At 75.7% G+C, this 23,414-nt stretch carries 23 protein-coding genes and 1 tRNA gene; 12 read left to right on the top strand and 12 right to left on the bottom strand.

What is annotated here, in order from left to right; genetic code table 11:
* Positions 1-32 precede the first annotated feature (32 nt).
* A complete protein-coding gene (metG, locus tag ACFY3U_RS16800; protein ID WP_387201797.1) occupies positions 33-1,835 on the bottom strand; it encodes a methionine--tRNA ligase in 1,803 nt (600 codons plus the stop codon).
* 144 nt (positions 1,836-1,979) lie between these two features.
* Here metG and ACFY3U_RS16795 point away from each other — a divergent pair, with 144 nt between their 5' ends.
* Positions 1,980-2,849, top strand: a complete 870-nt coding sequence (locus tag ACFY3U_RS16795; protein WP_387201794.1) for a hypothetical protein — start codon at positions 1,980-1,982, stop codon at positions 2,847-2,849.
* Between the two features lie 37 nt (positions 2,850-2,886).
* Here ACFY3U_RS16795 and rsmI read toward each other — a convergent pair whose 3' ends face one another.
* Positions 2,887-3,753, bottom strand: a complete 867-nt coding sequence (rsmI, locus tag ACFY3U_RS16790; protein ID WP_387201792.1) for a 16S rRNA (cytidine(1402)-2'-O)-methyltransferase — start codon at positions 3,751-3,753, stop codon at positions 2,887-2,889.
* Positions 3,754-3,819: 66 nt separating this feature from the next.
* On the opposite strand from rsmI, the gene ACFY3U_RS16785 reads away from it, so the two are divergent.
* From ACFY3U_RS16785 to ACFY3U_RS16775, 3 genes are all read left to right on the top strand, one after another.
* Entirely contained in the window at positions 3,820-5,541 is a 1,722-nt protein-coding gene (locus ACFY3U_RS16785) for a dolichyl-phosphate-mannose--protein mannosyltransferase (RefSeq protein WP_387201789.1), read from the top strand.
* 328 nt (positions 5,542-5,869) lie between these two features.
* Entirely contained in the window at positions 5,870-7,192 is a 1,323-nt protein-coding gene (locus ACFY3U_RS16780; RefSeq protein ID WP_387201786.1) for a VWA domain-containing protein, read from the top strand.
* Positions 7,192-7,971: a peptidase gene (locus tag ACFY3U_RS16775; RefSeq protein WP_387201783.1), complete on the top strand. Its 780-nt coding sequence runs from the start codon at positions 7,192-7,194 to the stop codon at positions 7,969-7,971. The genes ACFY3U_RS16780 and ACFY3U_RS16775 overlap by 1 nt, the downstream gene beginning before the upstream one ends.
* A gap of 46 nt (positions 7,972-8,017) precedes the next feature.
* On the opposite strand, the gene ACFY3U_RS16770 is transcribed toward ACFY3U_RS16775, so the two are convergent.
* A complete protein-coding gene (locus ACFY3U_RS16770; RefSeq protein WP_387201780.1) occupies positions 8,018-8,287 on the bottom strand; it encodes a hypothetical protein in 270 nt (89 codons plus the stop codon).
* A 486-nt stretch (positions 8,288-8,773) separates the two neighbouring features.
* Between ACFY3U_RS16770 and ACFY3U_RS16765 the strand changes: the two genes are divergently transcribed.
* Together ACFY3U_RS16765 and ACFY3U_RS16760 are read left to right on the top strand one after the other, a co-directional pair.
* Entirely contained in the window at positions 8,774-9,433 is a 660-nt protein-coding gene (locus ACFY3U_RS16765) for a 4'-phosphopantetheinyl transferase (protein ID WP_387201778.1), read from the top strand.
* A 384-nt stretch (positions 9,434-9,817) separates the two neighbouring features.
* Positions 9,818-10,594: a hypothetical protein gene (locus ACFY3U_RS16760; RefSeq protein ID WP_387201775.1), complete on the top strand. Its 777-nt coding sequence runs from the start codon at positions 9,818-9,820 to the stop codon at positions 10,592-10,594.
* A gap of 421 nt (positions 10,595-11,015) precedes the next feature.
* On the opposite strand, the gene ACFY3U_RS16755 is transcribed toward ACFY3U_RS16760, so the two are convergent.
* Entirely contained in the window at positions 11,016-11,492 is a 477-nt protein-coding gene (locus ACFY3U_RS16755; RefSeq protein WP_387201772.1) for a cupin domain-containing protein, read from the bottom strand.
* A gap of 206 nt (positions 11,493-11,698) precedes the next feature.
* Here ACFY3U_RS16755 and ACFY3U_RS16750 point away from each other — a divergent pair, with 206 nt between their 5' ends.
* Positions 11,699-12,322, top strand: a complete 624-nt coding sequence (locus ACFY3U_RS16750) for a hypothetical protein (RefSeq protein WP_387201769.1) — start codon at positions 11,699-11,701, stop codon at positions 12,320-12,322.
* 77 nt (positions 12,323-12,399) lie between these two features.
* On the opposite strand, the gene ACFY3U_RS16745 is transcribed toward ACFY3U_RS16750, so the two are convergent.
* From ACFY3U_RS16745 to ACFY3U_RS16720, 6 genes are all read right to left on the bottom strand, one after another.
* A tRNA-Ala gene (locus ACFY3U_RS16745) sits at positions 12,400-12,473 on the bottom strand.
* 407 nt (positions 12,474-12,880) lie between these two features.
* The gene (locus ACFY3U_RS16740) at positions 12,881-13,669 is read right to left on the bottom strand and encodes a hypothetical protein (protein ID WP_387201766.1); all 789 of its coding nucleotides are present in this window, start codon (positions 13,667-13,669) and stop codon (positions 12,881-12,883) included.
* Positions 13,670-13,846: 177 nt separating this feature from the next.
* Positions 13,847-14,491 (bottom strand): GNAT family N-acetyltransferase, encoded by a 645-nt coding sequence (locus tag ACFY3U_RS16735; protein ID WP_387201763.1) that lies wholly within the window; start codon positions 14,489-14,491, stop codon positions 13,847-13,849.
* 40 nt (positions 14,492-14,531) lie between these two features.
* Positions 14,532-15,830: a gephyrin-like molybdotransferase Glp gene (gene glp / locus ACFY3U_RS16730; protein ID WP_387201760.1), complete on the bottom strand. Its 1,299-nt coding sequence runs from the start codon at positions 15,828-15,830 to the stop codon at positions 14,532-14,534.
* Positions 15,827-16,780 carry a UTP--glucose-1-phosphate uridylyltransferase gene (locus ACFY3U_RS16725; RefSeq protein WP_387201757.1) on the bottom strand — a complete coding sequence of 318 codons (954 nt, stop codon included), beginning with the start codon at positions 16,778-16,780 and terminating at the stop codon, positions 15,827-15,829. Before ACFY3U_RS16725 ends, glp begins: the two co-directional genes overlap by 4 nt.
* A 9-nt stretch (positions 16,781-16,789) precedes the next feature.
* Positions 16,790-19,000 (bottom strand): diguanylate cyclase, encoded by a 2,211-nt coding sequence (locus ACFY3U_RS16720; protein ID WP_387201754.1) that lies wholly within the window; start codon positions 18,998-19,000, stop codon positions 16,790-16,792.
* 84 nt (positions 19,001-19,084) lie between these two features.
* On the opposite strand from ACFY3U_RS16720, the gene ACFY3U_RS16715 reads away from it, so the two are divergent.
* The 3 genes from ACFY3U_RS16715 to ACFY3U_RS16705 all read left to right on the top strand — a co-directional run bounded on the left by ACFY3U_RS16715 (position 19,085) and on the right by ACFY3U_RS16705 (position 20,992).
* Positions 19,085-19,750 (top strand): 5-formyltetrahydrofolate cyclo-ligase, encoded by a 666-nt coding sequence (locus tag ACFY3U_RS16715; protein WP_387201751.1) that lies wholly within the window; start codon positions 19,085-19,087, stop codon positions 19,748-19,750.
* The gene (locus ACFY3U_RS16710) at positions 19,747-20,187 is read left to right on the top strand and encodes an FmdB family zinc ribbon protein (RefSeq protein WP_387201748.1); all 441 of its coding nucleotides are present in this window, start codon (positions 19,747-19,749) and stop codon (positions 20,185-20,187) included. The genes ACFY3U_RS16715 and ACFY3U_RS16710 overlap by 4 nt, the downstream gene beginning before the upstream one ends.
* A 214-nt stretch (positions 20,188-20,401) precedes the next feature.
* Positions 20,402-20,992 carry a flagellar biosynthesis protein FlgA gene (locus tag ACFY3U_RS16705; protein WP_387201745.1) on the top strand — a complete coding sequence of 197 codons (591 nt, stop codon included), beginning with the start codon at positions 20,402-20,404 and terminating at the stop codon, positions 20,990-20,992.
* A 10-nt stretch (positions 20,993-21,002) separates the two neighbouring features.
* Here the strand turns inward: ACFY3U_RS16705 and ACFY3U_RS16700 are convergent, their stop codons facing one another.
* Entirely contained in the window at positions 21,003-21,185 is a 183-nt protein-coding gene (locus ACFY3U_RS16700; RefSeq protein ID WP_387201742.1) for a hypothetical protein, read from the bottom strand.
* Positions 21,186-21,621: 436 nt separating this feature from the next.
* Between ACFY3U_RS16700 and ACFY3U_RS16695 the strand changes: the two genes are divergently transcribed.
* Complete coding sequence (locus tag ACFY3U_RS16695; RefSeq protein WP_387201739.1) at positions 21,622-21,873, top strand: hypothetical protein; 252 nt, start codon at positions 21,622-21,624, stop codon at positions 21,871-21,873.
* A gap of 49 nt (positions 21,874-21,922) precedes the next feature.
* Here ACFY3U_RS16695 and ACFY3U_RS16690 read toward each other — a convergent pair whose 3' ends face one another.
* Positions 21,923-22,405 (bottom strand): DUF2231 domain-containing protein, encoded by a 483-nt coding sequence (locus ACFY3U_RS16690; protein ID WP_387201736.1) that lies wholly within the window; start codon positions 22,403-22,405, stop codon positions 21,923-21,925.
* Positions 22,406-22,552: 147 nt separating this feature from the next.
* On the opposite strand from ACFY3U_RS16690, the gene ACFY3U_RS16685 reads away from it, so the two are divergent.
* Entirely contained in the window at positions 22,553-23,413 is an 861-nt protein-coding gene (locus ACFY3U_RS16685) for an oxygenase MpaB family protein (protein WP_387201733.1), read from the top strand.
* Position 23,414 lies beyond the last annotated feature (1 nt).

Here is a 23,414-nt window from a genome sequence, read left to right as displayed (position 1 = left end):
GTCCGGGGTCGCGCCGTCGCGGGCGTACGGGCTCAGCCGGCCAACCGGGCCAGCTCCTCCTCGACGATGGACGGGTCGAGCTTGCGGAACACCGGCTTCGGCGCGGCCAACGGCCGGCCCGCCTCGATCGGCACCGACTCCCAGCGCGCGCCGACCGTGTAGTCGCCGGTCAGCACCGGGTACGCCGGCCCGCCGTCCAGGTCGTCGACCTCCTCGAGCACCGGCATCGGGGCGTGCACCCCGACGCCGCCGAGCAGCTCGTGGATCTGCTGGGCGGAGTGCGGCAGGAACGGGGTGAGCAGCGTGTTGGCGTCGCTGACCACCTGCAGGGCGACGTGCAGGATGGTGCCCATCCGGGGCTTGTCGTCCTCGCCCTTGAGCTTCCAGGGCGCCTGGTCGGACAGGTAGCGGTTGGCCTCGGCGACCACCCGCATCGCCTCACCGATGGCCTGCTTCTGCCGGTGCCGGGCGATCAGGTCGCCCACCGTCGCGAAGCCGGCCTTCGCGGTCGCCAGCAGCGCCTCGTCCGCCTCGGTCAGCCCGGCCGGGTCGACCGGCGGGATCGCGCCGAAGTTCTTCGCCGCCATCGAGACCGACCGGTTGACCAGGTTGCCCCAGCCGGCGACCAGCTCGTCGTTGTTGCGTCGGAGGAACTCGGCCCAGGTGAAGTCGGTGTCGTTGCTCTCCGGGCCGGCGACGGCGATGAAGTAGCGCAGCGCGTCGGCGTCGTACCGCTCCAGGAAGTCGCGGACGTAGATGACCACCTTGCGGGACGAGGAGAACTTGCGCCCCTCCATGGTCAGGTACTCGCTGGAGACCACCTCGGTGGGCAGGTTCAGCCGGCCCAGCGCGCCCGGCTCCCCGTCGCGGGAGCCGTCGCCGGAGTAGCCGGACAGCAGCGCCGGCCAGATCACCGAGTGGAAGACGATGTTGTCCTTGCCCATGAAGTAGTAGGCCGGGGAGTCCTTGCCCTCCCCGTCGGTGGACCACCACCTCCGCCAGGCCTCCGGGTCACCGCTGCGGCGGGCCCACTCTATGGACGCCGACAGGTAGCCGATCACCGCGTCGAACCAGACGTAGATCCGCTTGTCGGTGCGGTCCCGCCAGCCCTCCAGCGGGATCGGCACGCCCCAGTCCAGGTCCCGGGTGATCGCCCGGGGCTGCAGGTCGTCCAACAGGTTGCGGGAGAACCGCAGCACGTTGGGCCGCCAGCCCTCCCGGGTGTCCAGCCACTGCCGCAGCACGTCCGCCAGCGCCGGCAGGTCGAGGAAGAAGTGCTCGGTCTCCACGAACTCCGGCGTCTCGCCGTTGATCTTCGACTTGGGGTTGATCAGGTCGATCGGGTCGAGCTGGTTGCCGCAGTTGTCGCACTGGTCGCCGCGGGCGCTGTCGTAGCCGCAGATCGGGCAGGTGCCCTCGATGTAGCGGTCCGGCAGGGTGCGCCCGGTGGAGGGGGAGATCGCCCCGGTGGTGACCTTGGGGACGATGTACCCGTTGCGGTGCAGCCCGGCGAAGATCTCCTGCACCACCGCGTAGTGGTTGCGGGTGGTGGTCCGGGTGAACAGGTCGTACGACAGGCCCAGCGCGCGCAGGTCCTCGGCGATCACCCGGTTGTACCGGTCGGCCAGCTCGCGGGCGGTGACCCCCTCGGCGTCCGCCTGCACCTGGATCGGCGTGCCGTGCTCGTCGGTGCCGGAGACCATGAGCACGTCGTGACCGGCCATCCGCATGTACCGGGCGAAGACGTCGGAGGGAACGCCGAATCCGGATACGTGGCCGATGTGGCGCGGGCCGTTGGCGTAGGGCCAGGCGACCGCGGCGAGAACGTGACTCATGGTCAGCAAGCCTAGTGACCGGCCCGGGGTGACCGCGAACCAATAGGCCGGGTCGCTCCGGGCGGGCGGGGAGTGGGCCGTTCGTCCGATTTGTCGCCGACACGCGGGCCGAGCTGCCGGAACCGTACTCCCGGCCGGTGTCCAATGACTGTCGTGACGGGCAGACGAGCGGGCCGCGACGAGCCGACCCCCGGTGCCGCACCGGGGTCCACCGGCGACCCGGACGCCGCCCGGGCCGGCGCGGTGGCCCCGCGCCGCCGCCGACCCGAGGCCGGCGAGGCGCCCGTCGAGGTCGAGCCGACCACCGGGGCGCCGGTCGACGCGGTGCCGCGCCGGGTCCCGCTGCGCCGGCCGCGCGGCGCACGTGCCGACCGGCCCACCGACGAGGGTACGTCCGGCGACCCGTTCTTCTGGGCGCCGATCGAGGAGGTGCACTGGGACGGCACGCCGCTGCGTGAGGAAGCGCGCCGCCGGCAGCGGGAACCCGAGGCGCCCGCGCGCCGTCGACCCCGACCGGTCCGGCCACCCGACCCGCGGCGGGGGCTCGCCGTGCTGCTGGCCCTCGGCCTGGTCGCGGCGTTCTTCGCCTGGGTGAGCGCCGCCCCGCTCTGGCTGGCCGTCGGGCACGGCACGACGGGCACGGTGACGCTCACCGACTGCACCGGGAGCGGGCTGGCCCAGCGCTGCCGGGGCATCTTCGCCGCGGAACGGGACCGCTTCCTGGTCCACGGCGTACGGGTCAGCGGGGTGCCGGCCGACCGGAACACCGCCGGCACGGCGCTGCCGGCGCGGATGACCGGCGACGGCGCCACCACCGCGTACGTCGACACCGGCGTGGGGCGGCACCTGCGCTGGCTGCTCGGCCTGGTGGCGGTGCTCGGCTGCGGTGCCGGGATCACCCGGTGGACCGGCGCGACCCGGCTGGCGGACCCGGTGCACCGGCGCTGGGCGGTGGCCGGCGGGTACGCCGGGCCACTGCTGCTCACCCTGGGTTTCCTGGCCGCCGCCTGGTGAGGACCGCGTCAGGTCGCGAGCCGACGGGCGCCCCGGGTCAGCTGTGCACGATCGTGTACACCTCCCGGCGGCGCAGCCCGTAGCCGGTGGCGACGTCACTGATCGCGTCCCGGCGGGACATCCCGGCGGCCTCCCGCTCGGCCACCGCCGCGCGCAGCGTGTCGTCGTCCGGCCGCTCGTCCGGGGTCTCCGGCGCCCCGGCCACCACCAGCGTGATCTCGCCGCGGGGCTGGACCGCCGCGGCCAGGTCGGCCAGCTCGCCGAGCGGCCGGCGGACGACCTCCTCGTACGTCTTGGTCAGCTCGCGGCAGAGCGCGGCCGGGCGGTCCGGACCGAACGCGGCGGCCAGGTCGGCCAGCGCGCCGGTGATCCGGTGCGGCGCCTCGAAGAAGACCAGGGTGCGCTCCTCGGCGGCGAGGGCCCGCAGCCGGGACCGCCGGCTGCCGGGGGTGCGGGGCAGGAAGCCCTCGAAGCAGAACCGGTCGCAGGGCAGGCCGGACAGCGCCAGCGCGGTGGTGACCGCGCTCGGCCCGGGGGCGGCGGTGACCGGCACTCCCGCGTCGACGGCGGCCCGGACCAGCCGGTAGCCGGGGTCGGAGACGCTCGGCATGCCGCCGTCGGTCACCAGGGCCACCAGGTAGCCGGCGGTGAGCACCTCGACCAGCTCCGGCGTACGCCGCTCCTCGTTGCCCTCGAAGTAGGAGACGATCCGCCCTCCGACGGTGACGTCGAGGTCCCGGGCCAGCCGGGTCAGCCGGCGGGTGTCCTCGGCGGCGACCACGTCGGCGCTGCCCAGCACCTCGCGGAGCCGGGCCGAGGCGTCCGCCGGGTTGCCCAGCGGCGCACCGAGCAGAACCAGCCGCCCAACCTCCGACATTTCGCCCACTATCGTGCACTCCTTCATCGACGGCTGTACCAATCTCGGGGACGGCGGGCGCCACCGGGCACCTCCGCAGCCTACGATCGCCGGGTGACGAGTGCGTCGACAGCGCAGAGCGCCCACGCGGACCGGCCCGACCAGGTGACGCCGCCCCCGGCCGGTGGCGGCGTCCCGGCGGTGGTGCGGCGACGGCTCGCCACCGTCGAGGCGCGGTTGGACGTCAACTCCTGGGTGGCCACCGCCGTGGTGGTGGGGATCGCCGCGGTGCTGCGGCTGGTCGGGCTGAGCTGGCCGAGGGGCAAGGTCTTCGACGAGATCTACTACGCCCGGGACGCGTACGGCCTGATCGACAAGGGCGTCGAGTGGAACTACAAGGACAACAACGCCTCGTACGTGGTGCACCCGCCGCTGGGCAAGTGGCTGATCGGGCTCGGTGAGTGGGCCTTCGGCTACTCCGACCAGGAGCTGAACATCTCCGTCCCCGGCCACCTGGTCACCCTCGACCCGGAGATCGGCTGGCGGATCGTGCCCGCGCTCGCCGGCATCGTCTCGGTGCTGATGCTGACCCGGATCGCCCGGCGGATGTTCCGCTCCACCACGCTGGGCTGCGCCGCCGGCCTGCTGCTCGCGCTGGACGGCTTCCACCTGGTGCTGTCCCGCACCGCCCTGCTCGACATCTTCCTGCTGCTGTTCGTGCTCGCCGCGTTCGGCGCGCTGGTGCTCGACCGGGACGCCCGGCGGCGGCGGTGGAGCGCCGCACTGGCGGCCGGGCTGGACCCGACCGCGCCGGGGCGGGCCGGGCGACCGGCCGGCGGCTGGCGGACCTGGCCGTGGTGGCGGCTGGCCGCCGGGGTGCTGCTCGGCTGCGCCTGCGCGGTGAAGTGGAGCGGGATCTACTTCGTCCCGGCGTTCGCGCTGCTGGCGCTGCTGTGGGAGGTGGGCGTGCGGCGCTCCGCCGGGGCACGCCGGCCGTGGCGGGACGCCCTGCTCGACGAGCTGCCCTGGTTCGCGCTCGCCGGGCTGCTGGTGGTCGGGACGTACCTGGTGAGCTGGTCGGGCTGGCTGCTCACCGACGACGGCTACTACCGGCTGGCCTCCCGCTACTCGACCACCCCGCAGCTGAGCGACACCCCGTTCCTCGGGGCGCTGAACAACCTGTACCAGTACCACCGGGCGGCGTTCGACTTCCACACCGGCCTGGAGACCCCGCACAAGTACCAGTCCTGGCCGTGGCAGTGGTTGCTGCTCGGCCGGCCGGTCGCCTTCTACTATTCCCCCGACGGCAACTGCGGGGCACCCACCTGCGCCTCGGAGGTCCTGCTGCTGGGCACCCCGCTGCTGTGGTGGTCGTTCCTGCCGGCCCTGGCGGGGCTGGCCTGGCTGGGTCTGGCCCGGCGGGACTGGCGGGCCGGCGCGATCCTGCTCAGCGTGGCCGCCGGCCTGCTGCCCTGGTTCTGGTTCGCGCTCGACGGCCGGACGATGTTTTCCTTCTACGCCGCCCCGGCGCTGCCGTTCCTGGTGCTGGCCGTGGTCTACGTGCTGGGCGCGCTGGTCACCCCGACCGCGCCGGCCGGCCCGGGGTCGAGCGGCCTGGCAGCCACCGGCCCGGTGTCCACCGACGCGACGGACGCCGGGCGGGAGGCGGTGGCCCAGCGGAGCGCCGACCGGCGGCTCGTCGGCGGCCTGGTCGTCGGGGCGTACGTGCTGCTGGTGGCGCTCTGCTTCGGCTACTTCTACCCGATCTTCGTCGGCCACCTGCTGCCGTACGACGACTGGTCGGCCCGGATGTGGCTGGACGGCCGCTGGATCTGAGCGGCTCGGGACCGGGTCGGGACATCGGAGACCGGGGCCGGCCGGGGCCGGGACAAAGGACCGGGAAATAGGGCGCGCCCCGATCGCCTGCCACGGGGGAAGCGGGCGATTGGGGCGCGCAAGAAGAGCTTAACCACGTCGCGCCACCCGCACAACGGGTGGAGTTGAGTCAGATTTCCGACCGATGCCCCAGGGTGCAAAGGTTTACATCCGGCATCTAACGGACGGTCATCCCGGCCGAACGGTGAGCCGCGCCGAGGGGCCGCCGACGCCCGCCCGAGGTCGCCCCGCCCGGCCCTCCACTATGGAGATCACTACACTTCGCGCCGTGATCAACCAGAGAAGATCAACAGCCGCGCTGATCGGGCTGCTGGCGACGACCGTGCTGGCCGGTCCCGCACCGGCCCGGGCGGACGACGAACCCCCCGCCGAGCCGCCCAAGGTGGAGCTGGTGCTCGACGTCAGCGGGTCGATGCGCGCCCGGGACATCGACGGTCGCAGCCGGATCTCCGTGGCCCAGCAGGCGTTCAACGAGGTGGTCGACGCGCTGCCCGAGCAGACCCAGCTCGGCATCCGGGTCCTCGGCGCCACCTATCGGGGCGAGGACAAGAAGCAGGGCTGCCGGGACACTCAGCAGATCGTGCCGGTCGGCCCGGTGGACCGTACCCAGGCGAAGGCCGCCGTGGCCACGCTCCGGCCGACCGGCTTCACCCCGGTCGGGCTGGCGCTGCGCGCCGCCGCCGGAGACCTGGGCACCGGCGCCACCGCCCGGCGGATCGTGCTGATCACCGACGGCGAGGACACCTGCGCGCCGCCGGACCCGTGCGACGTGGCCCGCGAGCTGGCCGCCCAGGGCACCAAGCTGGTGGTTGACACGCTCGGCCTGGCGCCGGACGAGAAGGTACGCCGGCAGCTGCTCTGCATCGCCGGGGCGACCGGCGGCACCTACACCGCGGCGCAGAGCGCCGACGAGCTGACCGGCCGGATCAAGCAGCTGGTCGATCGGGCGAAGGACACCTACACCGCCGCGCCGGCCGTGGTCGCCGGCCGACCGGAGTGCGCGGCGGCGCCGCTGCTGGGCCCGGGCGTCTACCGGGATCGGGAGGCGTTCTCCGAGCACCGCTGGTACCGGGTGCCGGTCGGGCCCGGTCAGGAGCTGCGCGCGTCGGTGAGCCTGGCGCTGGACCGCCCGGTCAACCCCGACCTCGGGGTGCTGCTGCGGGCCACCGCCGCCGACGGCCGGGAACTCGTCCGCGGGGTGGACGCCGCGAGCGGCCGTACCGACGTGGTGTCGGCGGGCCTGCGCTGGTCGGCCACCGAGGACGGCAAGGACGACCAGGGCGGCAAGGACGACCAGGGCGGCACGGACGGGGGTACGCCGAGCCCCGAGGCGAGCCGGCCGGCCGGCCCGGCCGGCACGGTCTGCCTGGTGGTCAGCAACTCGTTCGCGCCCCGGGCCGGCACCCGGGCCACCCCGGGCATGCCCGTCGAGCTGACCGTCGACGTGGTGGCCTCCTCCCCCGCGCCGGCCGCCCCGGACCTCGGGCGCGGCTGGGTGCTGCTCGCCCTGCTCACCGTCGCCGGCCTGGTCACCGGGCTGATCGTCGGCCTGCTCACCCGCTGGTGGGTCGCCACCTGGAGGCAGCACTGATGCGTACCCCGATCATCCGCGCCGCGGCGGCGCTGGCCGCCGCCGCACTGGCCCTGCTGGTCGCCCCCGCGCCGGCGTCGGCCACCGCGCCCACCCCGTCGCCCGGCGCCACCCCGGTCACCCGGGCCGGTACGTCGTTCCTCACCGCCACCGGCATCGCCGCCGGCCAACCGGTCCGGGTCGGCGCGTCCACCGGCGACTTCCTGTACTGGTCGTTCCCGGCGTCGGCCGGTCAGCGGCACGAGATCACCGCGAGCGTGGCGCTGCCGAAGGCGCGTACCGGCGCGGCGACCTGGACGGTGGAGGTCTTCGACGGGCTGCGCCGGCGGCAGGCCTGCACGGCCGGCGCGCAGACCCCCACCGTGGACGCCACCGCCGGCACGGTCGCCCTCGGCTGCACCCTGCGGCAGGTGCGCTCCTGGGCCGAGCCCTGGTCGGCCGACCCGCTGCCCGGCACCTACTACGTCCGGCTCTCGGTGACCGACGTGCCGGAGGCAGACCTCGGGCTCCCGGTCGACGTGGACCTGCTGGTCACCGCCGCGGGCGACGGGTCGCGCGACGACGGCGAGCTGCGGGCGCCGCTGGTGCCGAACACCAGGGCCGGGACGGTGCTCACCGGCGAACCGGCCGCCGCGCCGGCGGACGAGGACGAGGACGACCGGTTCGGCTGGCTGCCCGCGCTCGGTTCCCGCTGGGCGTGGAGCGCCGTGGGCGGTGTGTTGGCCGCCGTGGCCGGCGTGGTCGGCTTCGGGCTGACCCGCCGCCCGGGCCGGCCCTGATCGACACCGGTGGCCCGTCCCGAGGCGGGGCGGGCCACCGGCCGGCTCAGGACGTCAGCGGCCGGCGGGGCAACCAGCCGATGAACCGGCCACGCAGCGACGCGCCCTGCGCCGCCGGCAGGTCCGCGCTCGCCGCGGCCAGGCACGAGCCCAGGTAGACGCTGAGCGAGCCGCGGTCGGCCCGGTACTCGCTGAGCAACCGGGACCGCTTCGTCGCGCAGGGCCACTCGTCCCCGCAGGACCCGCAGGTCCAGCAGGGCGTAACCGGGACGTGCTCGTCGGGACCGGCCGGGAACGGTTCGGCGTCACCGATCATCGTCAGTTCCTCTCCAGCGTCTCCGGCCGCCGGGTGGCGAACCGCCCCCCGGCTGGCCCGGTGACCGGCAGGGCGCCCGGTCGGCTGTCCCGCGACGAGGTCGCGGAACCTTCGCATGTCACCTCGGTGCGGTACCTTGACCAGCCATGGCCCTGCCCCACCTCACCGTCGACCAGGTGCCGGCCCGGCCCTGGTCCCGTCAGCTGTCGCACCGGCCGCCCGGCGTCGACCCCGTCGGTGTGGTCGGCCGGCCGGTGGGGGTGAGCACGCAGGTCACCCCCGCCGCGCGGGCCGTCACCGTCGGGCAGCCTACGCCGCGAACCGGCGCCACCGGGGCCACACTCGCCGCCGAAACGCCGGTGCGAACCGGACGACGCGGAGCCGCCGGGTGCCCGAGGGTGAGCCGCCGACCGGAGCCGCCGGGGTCGGCCGACCGACTCGGCGCCGACACCGAGCGACCGTCGTCGTACCCGACGGGAGCGGGCGATGCGTGATCTGCTGCCGCCACCGGTCGTGGTGGTCGAGGCCGGGCCGGCGGACTGGGTCGGGGCGCTGCTGCCGGCGGAGGCGGCGGGGATCGGCGAACGGGCGGTGCAGGGCCGGCGCCGGGAGTTCACCGCCGGCCGGGTCTGTGCCCGGCGGGCGATGGCGGCGCTCGGGCTGCCCGCCGCGCCGGTGCTCGCGGCGGCGGACCGCTCACCGGTGTGGCCGGCCGGCGTGGTCGGCGCCATCACGCACACCGCCGGGTACTGCGCCGCCGCGGTGGCCCGCGACACCGACGTGCGGTCGGTGGGGATGGACGCCGAGCGGCACACCGCGCTGAGCCCCCGGGTACGCCGGGTCGTGCTGCGGCCCGAGGAGGAGGAACACCTGGCCCGGCTGCCGGGCGGGGCCGATTGGGCGGCCGTGGTCGTGTTCAGTGTCAAGGAGACCGTCTACAAGGTCTGGCACCCGGTGGTCCGGTCCTGGCTGGGCTTTCAGGACGCCACCGTGGAACTCGACCCGGACGCCGGCACGTTCACCGCCCGGATCAACCCGCAACGGGTCGCCGCGGCGGCCGTCACTGAGCCGCCGGCACTGGTCACCGGGCGGTTCGCGGTGGCCGACGGCCTGGTCCGTACGGCCGCGGTGCTGCCCCTCCGCTGACCGGTTGCGGGCACCCACTAGCGTCCAGGAGTTACCGACCTGTCGACGTGCCGAGGAGTACGGTGAGCCAGCCCCAGCCCCCCTACGGGCCGCAGGACCCCGACCAGCAGCCCGCGGAGCCCACGGAGCCGTTCCCCGCGGCCCCCACGCAGCCGTTCCCGGCGGCCCCCCGCCGCGCAGTCCCCGGCCGACCCGACGGCGCCCCTGCCCCCGGTCCCGGCCCCGCCGCAGAACCCGTACGCGCCGCAGAACCCGTACGCGCCGCAGAGCCCGTACGCGCCGCAGAGCCCGTACGCGCCGGCCGAGCCGACCGCTCCGCAGCCGCCGGTCTCCGGCGCGCCCCAGCAGCCGTACCCGCCGCAGAGCCCGTACGCCCCGCCGCCGGTGTCCGGCGCGCCGTACCCGCCAGCGGCCGGTGGGACGTACCCGCCGGTCTCCGGCGCGGGCTACCCGCCGGTCTCCGGGGCCGGCTACCCGCCGCCGCAGGGTGGGCCGTACCCGCCGGCGCCCGGCGCCCCGCTCCCCCCGGGATATCCGCCGGCCGCGCCGAAGTCGAACCGGAAGACCTGGATCATCGTCGGCGTCGTGGTGGCGGTGCTGGTGCTGCTCTGCTGCGGCGGCCTCGTCACGGCCGCGTTCGTGGGCGCGCACCGAGCCTCGGAGGCCGCCGACGAGGTCGAGCGGTCGCTGCCCAGCCCGCGCGGTGTGCCGGTCCTGCCCAGCGCGGGGCCGGCCACGGCGAAGCCGGACACCAACGGCGAGACGTTCAACATGAAGCCGGGCGAGACCCTGCGGATCGAGGACGAGGAGGGCACGATCGAGATCACCGTCCGGAAGTTCAGCACCTCGACCAAGGGCTGCCGCTCCTACGCGCCGGCACCCGACCGGGGCCTCTACCTGATCGCCGACGTGACGGCCACGGTGACCAAGGGCAAGGCGTCGATCAACCCGTTCTACTTCCAGTGGGTGGCCGAGGACGGCACCACGGTCAACGGGCTGGCCGGCGCGCTCTCCGGCTGCGGCGGCGACATGCTCGACTCCGGCAGCGGCATCCGGGCCGGCGGCAAGCGCACCGGCGCGGTGGTCTTCGACGTCAAGGACAAGAACGGGGTCGTGGAGTACCAGCACGACTTCGAGGCGGCCGGCTCCTGGAAGCCGTGACCGACGCCTGAACGCGGGCCGGCCCCCTCGACCGGGGGCCGGCCCGCGCTACGGCGGTGGGCCGCCCACGTGCAGCGGGCGACGCGGACGATCGGGTCGCCCTATCTGAGCGAACGGTCGGACGAGAGGGCGGGGACGGGTGGCGATCGGCGGTGCCGGATCTGGTCGGCCGACTGGGTGACGGTGAGTCGTTCGATGCCGTCGTCGGCGACTGAGCGCCGTCAACGACCCAGTGGCGACTGGGCGCCGTCAACGACCCAGCGGCGACTGGGCGCCGTCAACGACCCAGCGGCGACTGGGCGCCGTCAACGACCCAGCGGCGACTGGGCGCCGTCAACGACCGGAGCCGGCGCGGCGAAACCGGTGGCAGGTTGCGGACCGGCTCGCGACCCGCGTGGGGGCACTCCTTTCCGGACCGGCCTCAGACCCAGTAAGTGTCGTGCTCCACGAAGAACGCCGCCCGCTCGTCGTCGCTCATCGCGGCCAGGCCGGCCAGCCCCTCGAAGTACGCCTCGCGCGGCGCTCCCGGTGCGAACAGCAGCAGCATCGAGGCGGGCTCGCCGGACTCGTTACGGAACCCGTGCACCCCGCCCTCCGGCACGTACAGGAAGTCACCGGCGGTGGCGTCGACCCAGCGCTCCCCGTCGTAGAGGCGGACCGTGCCGGAGAGAACGAAGAACGACTCGGAGATGGACCGGTGGAAGTGCGGCGACGGGCCGCTGGGCGGCCCGGTGAAGTCCCACCGGTAGAGACCGAACCGGCCCGCCGTGCTCTCGCCGGTGGCCAGGTAGCTCGCGACACTCGCGGTCATCGGCAGCTCGGGCACCTGGTCGGCCCGGCGGACCCACGCGCTGACCTCGCCGTCCGCGCCGTGATAGCTGGCCGGTGGGTACGACATCCGTCCTCCTTCGCATCGGCGGGGGCGGTTGTCGCAGCGGACAGCTGGTCCCACCCCGCTGCGGTGGACGGTAGACCAGCCCACCGACAGGCGCGGGCGCCCGCGTACCCGGCGGTGTCCAGACCCGGCCGGTGTTTGGCGCGGCGGGTCAAGCGGTATCAGGTCCATCGAGAGGTCTCAGCCGCCAGCGCGGGACGGGGGACGGCATGGATTCCACTGTGCACGACGGAGCGCCCGGGCCGGACGGCCGGCGCCGCTGGACGCCCGCCGCCTCGCTGGCGCTGGCGGCGGTCTCGGTGGCCGTCGCGGTCGTCGGGGCGTACCTGCTCCGCCGGCCCGACGAGCTCGGTCGGTTCACCGGCCCCACGCTGTACGTGCTGGCTCAGCTGGGCCTGGCGTACGCCATGAACCGGGCGACCATGGCCAGGGCCGGCCGTTTCGCGGCCCTGGGAGTCCCGACGGCGTGGACCCGTCCGCCGGTGCGCGGGGTGGTGGATCCAGAGCTGCGCCGGTGGGAGAACACGATCCGGGGGCTGCGGCAGCCGGTCCAGGACGACGTCGACCTGGTCGTGACCGCGGCCCGGGCCCGGGCCGAGGGGCTGTCGCCCATCCTCGTTCCCGGCCTCCTCTCGGTGCCGGTGGGCGTCGTGGGACTCGCGCTCGGGCTGCGCGACGCCGCGGCGACGCTGTCGGCCCTACTGTTGCTCAACGCCGCCATCGGCGTGCTGCTGGGCGTGGCGACGGCACGCTACGGCGTGGACGGGCGGCGCGCCCGGGCCTACCTGGCCCGGCTCGCCCCGGACGGCACCGGGGTCGGCCCGAGGAGTTGATCAGCCACCCGGGCCGCGCCGCCGCAGCGGATCGCAAAAGGCCGTCTCCGACGAGCGGAAACGGCCTTTGAACTGGGTGGAGTTGAGGGGATTCGAACCCCTGACCCCCTCGATGCGAACGAGGTGCGCTACCGGACTGCGCCACAACCCCTCCGCCGGCGAACCGGCTTCGGTCCCACCCGGCTTTCACCGGGCGGGCCGGCGCCAAGACTAACAGCCCACCCGCGCTCCCGGCCAATCACCCCACCCTCCCCCGCCGATCTTGCGCTCCCCGACCCAGCGAAACGGACAGAACGCCCACCGGGCGCGTGATTCGTTTACGTCATCAGCTCCGTAGCGTCCCGAACAGGTGCCCAGCCGACGACCGCCCGGGGCCGGCCCACCCGGGCCAGACCACCCGGGCCGGACCACCCGGGCCGGCCAGCGGCGGCCCAGGGCGGGCGCGCCCAGGGGGCGGACCGACCGGCGGCGACCCGTGCCGGGCCAGCCGGCGGAGCCCGGCAGGACCGGACGCCGGGCGGGTCAGGCGGAGCCCGGCAGGACCGGACGCCGGGCGGGTCAGGCGGAGTGCGGGTTGCGGCCCGACTGGTACGGCCGCCCGCGCAGCCCACCGGAGCGCCGGTAGGAGACCGAGCCACCGTTGGCCGCGGCCGGCAGGTCGGCCGGGCGGTCCAGGCCCATCGCGGAGCGGCGTACCGCCTCACGCTGGGCCGCCAGCCGACGCTGCGCCTCCCGGCGGGCCGCCGCCCGACGGGCCTGCTCCCGCCGCACCTCGGCCTGCCGGGCCGCCAGCCAGGCCGCCTCCCGGGCCTGCACCCGCCGCCGCCGGCGCTCCTTCAACGCCCGGCCCCGCAGGTGTACGACGTACGCCACGAGCAGCGCCGCGGTCACCGAGAAGCCGATCCAGAACCCGGGGCTGACCACGATCACGCCGATCAGCTCGACGAGGTTGAGCAGCATCAGCGCGGCGAGCACCCGCCGCCGGCGGTAGACGGCCGGGGTGTGCCGGCTTGGCGGGGGCCGGCGGCGCGCCCGGCGGGAGGCCGGCGGGACCGCGCGCAGCCGGGCCGAGCGGCGGGCCGGGGCGGGCGGCGCGGAGACCGGCGCCCGGAGGTCACCGGCCGAGTTCTCGCTGAGGGTGACCACCAGCGACCGGGACGGGTTGACCGGTCGCCGTCCCGGGACAGTACGAGCCCGTCGACGGCGCTGGAGCACCCGCGCCGTCGACTGCGCCCGCTCCGCCACCAGCCGCTCGGTGGCGTCGTACCGGCGGACCAGCGCCGGGGCGAGGGCGAGCAGGCCGGCGGCGGCGAGGACGGCGAGGAGCACCGAGGTCGGCACCCTCACCCCTCCCGTCACCGAGTTCGGAGCAAGCACCAGAATGCCGCAGGATCTTCCCCGAATCGTCGCTCGGGGCGCAGATCCTGCGGTCGGGCAGCGCTTGCCGCAGCTTGCAGTTACTTGAGGTTACGGGCCGCCGACCGGGATCCCGACACGCCGCGCCGATCCCGCTCGTGGGACGGCTCACCCGGCGGCGCGGCGGATCCGGTGCCAGCGGGCCAGCAGACCGCCCTCGGCGGCCACTTCCTCGCTGGTCATCGCGTATCCGATGTGGTCCCGCCACGCGCCGTCGATGTGCATGTACCGCGCGTGGTACGCCTCCTCGCGGAAGCCCAGCTTCTCCACGACCCTCCGGGAGGGACGGTTCTCCGGCCGGATGTTGACCTCCACCCGGTGCAGCCCCCCCGGGCCGAACGCGTGGTCGACGGCGAGCGCCATCGCGGTCGGGATCACGCCCCGACCGGCCACCCGGGAGTCCACCCAGTACCCGACGTACCCGGAGCAGAACGCCCGGCGGACGATGCTGCCCACGTTGAGGTGCCCGACCAGCCGCTCCCGGCCGTCCTCGTGCAGGCAGACCGCGAACGGCATCCCCTCACCGGTACGCGCCGAGCGGCGCTGGTCGCGGTGCACGTAGCGGAACGCGGCCGGTGAGTTCGTCTCGTCCCAGCTGCCCGGCAGGTGCGCCTCCCACGGCGACAGCCAGGCCCGGTTGGCGCGCCGCACCTGCGACCAGGCCGCCGCGTCCGAGCGCCGGTACGGCCGCAGCACCACCGGCCCGTCCACCAGCACCACCGGCCACCCCGGCGGACTCCCGAACCAGCTCATTCGGTAGACCTTCCGCCCGAGACAGCGGCGGCGCAAGCCCTCACCGGCGGCGGTCCAGCAGCAGCACGTCCACCGTGGAGCCGGCCGCGGCGGTGGTCACCCGCTCGCCGAGCACCATCAGCCCGTTCGCCTCGGCCAGACCGGAGAGGGTGAACGGCCCGCCGGGCAGCGGCTGCACCGTGTACCCGCCGCCGCGCCGCTCCGCCACGTGCGCCGGCCGGAACTCGCGCAGCCCGCCGGGTGACGAGATGGTCTCCAGCAGGTGCGCGCGGACGCTGGGCCGGAACACCGGTTCGGCCCCGGCCAGCAGCTGGATCGCCGGCCTGGCCAGCACCTCGAAGCCGATCAGCGCGGCGCCCGGCTCGCCGGGCAGGCACACCACCGGCACCTCCTCGGCGCCGACCGTGCCGAAACCCAGCGAGGTGCCCGGGTAGAGCGCCACGTCGGTGAAGGTGACCGGCCCGGCCCGGCCGCCGTCGCGCCGGGAGAGGATCCGGCGCACCATGTCGCCCGGCCCGGTGCCGGTGCCGCCGGTGGTGACGATCAGGTCGGCGCGCAGCGTCTGGTCCTCCAGCAGGCCGCGCAGCCCCTCCGGGTCGTCGTCGCAGATGCCCACCCGGTACGCCAGCGCGCCCACCTCGGCGGCGGCCGCGGTCAGCGCGTGCGAGTTGGCGTCCACCACCTGCCCCGGCTGGCTGCCCCGGCCCACGTCGACGAGCTCGTCGCCGGTGGCCACGATGACCACCCGGGGGCTGGGGCGGACCACCACGTGCCCGATGCCGGTGGCGGCGAAGACGGCGACCAGCGCCGGGGAGACGTACGTGCCGGCCCGGGCCAGCAGGGTGCCGGCCGGCAGCTCCTCGCCCGCGCGGCGGACGCCGTACCCCCGCTTGGGGGTGCGGAAGATCTCCACCGCGGCCATGCCCTGGTCGGTCCACTCCACCGGCACCACCACGTCGGCGGCGACCGGCAGCGGCGCCCCGGCGGCCACCGAGAAGCACGAACCGGGGGTGAGCCGCACCGGCCGCCAGCTCGCCGCGCCCAGGTCACCGACTACGTTCAACCGCACGGTACGGCCGCCCGGCCCCCCTTGCGAGGGGACCGGGCCGTACCCGACGAGGTCCTCCCAGCGCGCGGCGTACCCGTCCACCGCCGCCTGGTCGAAGGCGGGGAACGCGTGCGGGGCGACGACGTCCTCGGCGAGGACGTTGCCGTGCGCCTGGGTGAGGTCGAGGTCGAGCGGAGGCAGCGCGCGCAACCTGCGCAGCACGCTGCCCAGGTAGTCGGCGAGCGGCGTCAGCTCGTTCGCGGCCGCCTCGGCGTCGGCCGTCGCGGTCATGTACGAGCGCCGCCCGCCGCGTCGGAGTTGACGAACTCGGCCAGCCACTTGCGGAACTCGGTGCCCAGATCCTCGCGGTCGGCGGCGATCTGCACCACGGTCTGCAGGTAGCCCAGCGGCTGCCCGGTGTCGTAGCGGGTGCCCCGGTAGACGATGGCGTGCACCGGCACCCCCTCGGTGCGCAGCAGCTCCATCGCGTCGGTCAGCTGGATCTCGCCGCCGCTGCCCGGCTGCGTCCGGCGGATCGCGTCGAAGATCCGGCCCGGCAGCACGTACCGGCCGAGCACGGCCAGGTTGCTCGGGGCGTCCTCCGGCTTGGGCTTCTCCACCATGCCGGTGACCCGGACCACCTCGGCGACGTCGCCGAACTCCGCCTCGGCGGGCTCCACCGACGCGATGCCGTACCGGCTGGTCTCGGCCGGGTCGACCTCGAAGAAGGCGAGCACCACGCCGCCGGTGCGGGCCTGCAGCTCGATCATGGCCGGCAGCAGCGGCTCGGACGGCTTGACGAACTCGTCGCCCAGCAGCACCGCGAAGGGCGCGTCACCGACGTGCGCCTCGGCGAACCCGACGGCGTGGCCGAGACCCAGCTGCTCGGGCTGCCGGACGGTGTGGACCGCGGCCAGGTCCTCGGTGCGCTTGACGGCGGCCAGCAGGTCCGGCTTCTTCGCCAGCCGCTCCTCCAGGTCGGGCCGGCGGTCGAAGTGGTCGACCATCGCCGTCTTGCCGCGACCGGTGATCAGCAGGACGTCGTCCAGGCCGGCCTGGACGGCCTCCTCGACGATGTACTGCAGCACCGGCCGGTCGACCACCGGCAGGAGCTCCTTCGGCACCGCCTTGGTGGCCGGCAGGAACCGGGTGGCCAGGCCGGCGGCGGGGATGACGGCCTTGACCGCGCGGGAACGACCGGTCGCGGCGGCCGTTGAGGGGTTCGCTGAGTGCTCCGACATGCCGCGAGACTATCGGCCACGGCTCTGCCGCGGCGGGTGAGGACCGGAAGACGCGCCGCCCGGCTGCGTCACACCGGCGGCGTGCCGGCCGCCCGGCGGCTCCTCGTCCGGCTCGGCCGCACCCCGGGCCGCCACGCCGGCCGGCCCGGCCCGGGGCAGCCCGTCGTCCGGGCTGACCGCCACGGCCGGCACGGCGATCTCGCACACCGCCGGGCCGGCCCGGGCGGCGGCCACCCGGTACCCGTCCCGGCCGGCGGCCTTGGCCGCGTACAGCGCCTCGTCCGCCGCGTCCAGCACCTCCTGGCCGGTGCTGGCGTGGTCGGGGTAGACGGCGATGCCGATGGAGACGCTCACCGGCACGGCGACCGGTCCGGCGTGCCCGTCGGCCCGGATCGGGGTCTCCCGGACCGCCGCGCCGAGCCGCTCGGCGACGATCGCCGCGCCCCGGGCGTCGGTCTCCGGCAGCAGCACCACGAACTCCTCGCCGCCCTGCCGGAAGGCCAGGTCCACCTCACGGATCTCGGCGCGTACCCGGCGGGCGAACTCGGCCAGCACCGCGTCCCCGGCGGTGTGCCCGTACGAGTCGTTGACGTTCTTGAACCGGTCCAGGTCGAGGGCGAGGATGCTGAGCATCCGGCCGAACCGGTTGGCCCGCTCGACCTCCCGGCGCAGCGACTCGCGCAGGTAGCGGTAGTTCCACAGCCCGGTCAGCGGGTCGGTGAGCGACAGCCGTTGGGCCTCCTCGTGCACCCGCACGTTCTCCACCGCCACCGCCGCGTGCCCGGCGAAGGTGCGCAGGGTGGCCAGGTCGTCGTCGTCGAACCCGTCCCCGCCCAGCCGGTCGTAGAGGGCCAGCACGCCGACCGCCGGCTCCCGGCCGGCCGGCTCCGCGCCGGGCCCGCGCGGCGCGCTGAACGGCACCGCCACGTAGGTCTCGCAGCGCGGCTCATCGCTCGGCGGGGAGGTGGTCGGGTGCCGCCCGCGCAGCGGCTCGCCGGTCGCCGCCACCGCGCCGATCACCCCGGCGCCGACCGGCACCCGCAGCGCGTCCGGCCCCGCCCCGGCCAGCAGCCGCCCGTCCAGCCCCTCGGCGCACTGCCCGACGAGCACGCCGGCCGGATCGAGCAGCAGCACCGCGCCGGCCCGCGCCCCGGTCGTGGCGATCGCGCTGTGCAGGATCACCCGCAGGATGCGCTGCAGGTCGTGGGTGCTGGCCAGGGTGTCGCCGAGCACCGCGAGATGCCCCCGCAGCTGGTCCCGGCTGGTGGTCAGGGCCGCCACGTAGCCGGCGGTCTCCCGGGTCATCCGGTTGAACGCGGCGGCCAGCCGGCCGATCTCGTCCCGGCTGCGCACCGGCACCCGGGCGGTCAGGTCGCCCCGGGCCACCCGGTCCACCGCGCCGGAGAGCTCGGCCAGCGGCCGGGCGGTGACCCGGGCCAGTCGCCCGGCGGCCACCACGGCGAGCGCGGCGGCGAGCAGCACCGCCCCGAGCAGGACGACGGCCAGCCCGGCGGGCCGCTCCCCGGCCACCGAGAGGACCAGGGGCAGCGGCTGCCCGACCGACGGGTCGAGCCGCCGGACGAACCGGCCGTCCGGCGTCCGGGTCACCCGGGTGCCGTCGGCGGTGCCCGCGGCCGCCAGCACCGCCTCGCGTACCCCGTTGGTCTCGGTGGTGTGGGTGACCCGCCGCGGCGCCGGCCCGGCGTCGAGCAGGGTGACCGCCACCCCGGTCGCGGCCGCCAGCCGGGTCACGAACGCCGGGTCGACGGCGAGGGCGGCGGCCACCGTGCCCAGCGCGGTGCCGCCCGGAGCACGCACCTCGACCCGGGCGCTCAGCGCCCGCACCGGTCCGTCCGCGGCGCGCGGCGCCGCGCAGTCCTGCCAGGGGGTGGCCGGCGCGCCGGGGCTGAGGTACGTGGGGTGGCCGGTGACGTCTTTGATCAGCACGGCCTCGGCGAGCCCCCGGCCGACGACCTGGTCGGCGGCGACGCTGCGGGCGGCGGCGTCGGTGCGCAGCGCGACCGCGTCGGCGGCGGCGCGCAGCTGCTGGCAGAGCGCGTCGATCGAGGTCCGCACGGCGGAGGCGGCGAGGCCGAGCCGCTCGGTGGAGCGACCGCGGTCTACGGCGGTCAGGGTGGTGCCGACGAAGACCGCGCCGAGCAGCACCGGGCCGAGCACCACCACGAGGAAGGCCGCCGTCAACCGCCCGCGTAGCGACACCGCTGCTCCCTGGGAGTTCCGCGCCCGTTCCTGCGATGCTGACACAGAGCCACCGCGGTACGAGCGATGCGTCAGGAGTGTTGCGTGCCGGATTTTTCTGATGGGGCGAACGCGACGCACGAGGCGAAACGCGAGACCCGGGTCGCGCTGCTCGCCCGCCGCCGGTCGCTGCCGGCCGCGGACCGGGCGGCCGCCGCGGCGCGCGTCCAGGCCGAGCTGACCGCCCTGGTACGCCGGCTGCGACCGATCCGGATGACCGGGTACGTCCCGGTCGGCTCGGAACCGGGCGGCCCCGAGCTGCCCGAGGTGCTGCGGGCCGCGTTGCCGGCCGACGCCGAGCTGCTGCTGCCGGTGCTCCGCGCCGACCTGGACCTGGACTGGGCCCGGTACGCCGGCCCGGGGTCGCTGAGGGCGGCCGGCCGTGGACTGCGCGAGCCGACCGGAGCGCCCCTCGGCCGCTCGGCGGTGGCCGGGGCGCGGCTGGTGGTCGTACCGGCGCTCGCGGTGGACCGGCACGGCCGGCGGCTGGGCCGGGGCGGCGGCTCGTACGACCGGGCCCTGGCCCGGGTGCCGGCCGGAACGCTGACCGTGGCGCTGCTGCACGACGGCGAGCTGGTGCAGGCGCTGCCCGCCGAGCCGCACGACCGCCCGGTGGGCGCGGTGCTCACCCCGTCGGGTGGCCTGCGTACGCTCGGCGACGCGCCCGGTGTCGCTCGCCACACGTCCGCTGGACGAACCCGGGCCCGATGACGCACCATTGGCACTCGAAGACGACGAGTGCCAACCCGGCCGTGCCAGATCCGGAGGAGAACGTGCCCACGTACCAGTACGCCTGCACCACGTGCGGTCACCAGCTCGAGGCGGTGCAGTCCTTCTCCGACGAGCCGCTGACCGAGTGCCCCGCGTGCGAGGGGCGGCTGCGGAAGGTGTTCAACTCCGTCGGCGTCGTGTTCAAGGGCTCCGGCTTCTACCGGACCGACTCGCGCTCCTCGGGTGGCGAGAACGGCAAGTCCGCCAAGCCGGCGGCCGCGTCGCAGGGCTCCTCCGGCGGTGACTCCTCGTCGAGCGCGAAGCCGTCCGGCGGTGGCTCGGGCTCGTCCGGCTCCGGTTCGTCCGGCTCGGGCTCGTCCGGCGGCGGCTCCGGGTCGTCCACCAAGGCCTCGGCCGGCAGCTCGTCCGGCTCCTGATCCCGTACGACCTCCGCCCCCGCCGCCTCACCGGCCGCGGGGGCGTTCGGCTTTCCGGCCGTGGCCGTAGCACGCCCGGCGGCTCAGCGGAGGTTTTCCACAGGCCCGGCGGTTGTCCACAGGCCCGGCCCGGCGACCTCGCCCCCGGGTGCCCACCCGCCTAGCGTGCGACGTCGAGATGCCGGGGCGGCCGGTGGTGACGCGGGGGTGGGGCGTGACGAGCGATGGTCGAGCGGGCACGCGGGCCCTACGGCCGGTGCGCTGGCCCCGCCGCCCGAGCGGCGGCACGCTGCTGCGCGCGGGGCTGGTGGCCGCGCTGCTGGGCCTGGCGGTGCTGATCCTGGACGCGCCGCCCGGCTGTCCCGGCCCGGACCCACGCTCCTCCGTCGGCGCCGGCTCGAACCCGACGACGGCACCAGGCCCGGCGAGCCGGACCGGTCCGCCGCGGGACGTCGCGCCGACAACGGGCGGCGGACCAGGGGCGGAGTCGGCGGCCGGGGGCGCGGCGCGGTCGGCGGCGCTACCGCTGCCGGCTGGCGCGGTCGGGCTGCCGGTGCGGCTGGCCGAGCCGGCGGCGCTGGCGGTGCTCCGGCCCGGGGCACGGGTCGACCTGCTGGTCGTACCGGCCGGGCGGACGGCCGCCGAGGCGACCCTGCTCGCCGCCGGCGCGCAGGTGCTCGACGTGCTGGGCGGGGACGGCACCGACGGGTCGGCCGCGCTCTACCTCGCGCTCCGGCCCGATCAGGCGCGGCGGGCGGTCGGCCAACCGGAGGGCAGCCGGTTCGCCGTGGTGGTACGCGGGTGACGCCGGCTGGTCAGTCCCAGTGCGGGGGGCGCTCGTCGAGCAGCCAGTCGTCGTTGCCGCCGGCGCGCTCGCCCCAGCCGTGGTCGGTGTCGTCGACCGTCTGCTCGGGCAGCACCACGAAGTCTTCACTCAGGTCGACGGCGCGGTCGTCGTCGCCGCGTACGTCGTCCGGGACCAGGTTCTCGGTGCTCACGAGCGGCAAGACTATCCCAGTCGGGGCCCGGGCCGCGGGATCGACCGCCGCCGCGTCGGCCGGCCGGAGGCGGCGCACGTTGGTAGCGTCGGACGGCGTGACGACGCCCCGCGACAGCGCCCCGGAGGACGACTACTGGCGACGCCCGGCCGATCCCGCCGGAGTCGGGGGCCGACCCGCCCCTGATAGCGAGGAGCGCCCCCCGCCCCCCGGGAACCCACCGGGCACCGAGCGTGCGCAGGGCGCCGGGGGCACGCCGGGCATCGGGAACCCGCCGGGCATCGGGAGCCCACCGAGCACCGCGAGCGCGCCCGCCACCGACGATCGTCCCGACGTCGGGGCCTCGCCCCGCGTCGACAGCCCGCCCCCTCCGGACAGCCGGGGTGCCGCCGCTCCCTCGCCGTGGGCGGCGCCGGCCGGCGTACCCGGCAGGCCGGTGACCGGTCCGGGGCCGGCGGGGACGGGCGGCGGCTATGCCGGACCGCCGCCGACCACCCCGCCGCCGGCCGGCTGGCGCACCCCGGTGCACCTGCAGCCGGCCCCGCCCCGGACGCTGCCACCGCAGGACATGACCGCGCTGGACGCCGCCGAGCAGCGCGCCCAGCGGCTCACCTGGACGGTCGGCGCGGTCGCCGGGGCGGTGCTGCTGGGGCTGTTCTGCCTGCTCTGCTCCCGGGTGCTCTTCTGACCGGGGGGCCGGTCGACCGAGCCGCTACCGGCGGCTCCGGCCGGCACGGTCAGAGCGTGTTGCCCCAGACCGCCTGCGCCCCGCTGTCGCCGGTCAGGTACGCGTAGACCAGCGCGAGGACGGCGAGCACCACGACGATGCCAATGAGCACCCAGGTGACCCAGACGGGCAGCTCGGGGGTGCGGATCCGAGGGCTGGTCAGCGCCAGCAACAGCAGCGCCGCCACGGCGAGCCCGACGGTGAACCAGAGCAGTTTGTCGCCGTACTCGGAATGTTCGTGGATCTTGGCGAGCAGCTCGGGCGGGTAGCCCTTCTTCTCCAGCGCCTCCTGGAACGCCTCGCCGGACTGGGTGGCCACGAAGGCCAGGATCGGGGTCACCACGGCGAGGATGGCGACCGCCCAGTCCAGCCGGTGCCGCCAGCGGGGCGCCAACCCGTACGCGGCGGACAGCACCGCCAGCAGCGGAACGAACACCACCACGGCGTGCACGATCAGGACATGGCCCGGCAGGCCGTTGATTTCCTTGAACACCGACACCTCCGACTGTGGAACCGCTGTTCCGCGACAAGCAGCGTACGACGGCTCGGGCCCGTGACAAGCCGCCAAACCGGTACACGCGCCCCGGACCGGTCCGGTTCACCGCGGCCCGGCGCGGGGCGCCCGTGGCACTCTTGGGGGGTGGACACCGACGACACCGGCCTGTTCGGTCCCGGCTCGGTCACCTGGAAGGTGCACGACGAACCGGTCCTGATCGTGGCCGGCCTGCGTTCGCTCTACCTGCAAGCCCTGCACCCGTTGGCAATGGCCGGGGTGGCGCAGAACAGCCGGTACAAGTCCGACGCCTGGGGGCGGCTGGTCCGGACCGCCACCTACGTCGGCACGGTCATCTACGGCAGCACGGCCGAGGCCGAGGCGGCCGGCCGGCGGCTGAGCGCCCTGCACGCCCGGCTGCGCGCCACCGACCCGGCCACCGGGAAACGGTTCCGCATCGACCGGCCGGACCTGCTGCGCTGGGTGCACGTCACCGAGGTGGAGTCGTTCGTCAGCACCGCCCGGCGGGCCGGCCTGTCGCTGACCGACGCGGAGGTGGACGGCTACTACGCCGAGCAGCGACGCGCCGCCGCCCTGGTCGGGCTCGACCCGGCCGAGGTGCCGGGCAGCGCCGCCGAGGTGGCCGAGTACTACCGGACGGTCCGCCCCGAGCTGCGGATGACCCGGGAGGCGGCGGAGACCGCGCTGTTCCTCACCGCCCCGCCGATCCCGTGGAAGCTCAGCACCCCCGCGCGGCTGGGGCTCAGCCTCGGGCCGCCGCGCTGGGCGTACCTGGGCGTGGCCGGCACCGCGCTCGGGCTGCTGCCGCCCTGGGCGCTGCGACTGTACGGCGGGCTCGGGCTGCCCACCACCGCGCTCTCGGCGGACCTGAGCGTGCGCGCCCTGCGCCTCGCCCTGGCGGCGTTGCCCCGCGACTGGCGGGAGGGGCCGATGCAGCAGGCCGCCAAGGCACGCGCCGCCCGGCTCACCGCCGAGACGACCGCCTGAG

Origin of the sequence: Micromonospora sp. NPDC000089, from assembly GCF_042899365.1 — a bacterium.
Classification (GTDB): domain Bacteria; phylum Actinomycetota; class Actinomycetes; order Mycobacteriales; family Micromonosporaceae; genus Micromonospora.
Note: the sequence above shows the minus strand (reverse complement) of the source record. Positions and strands in the feature narration are given on the sequence as shown.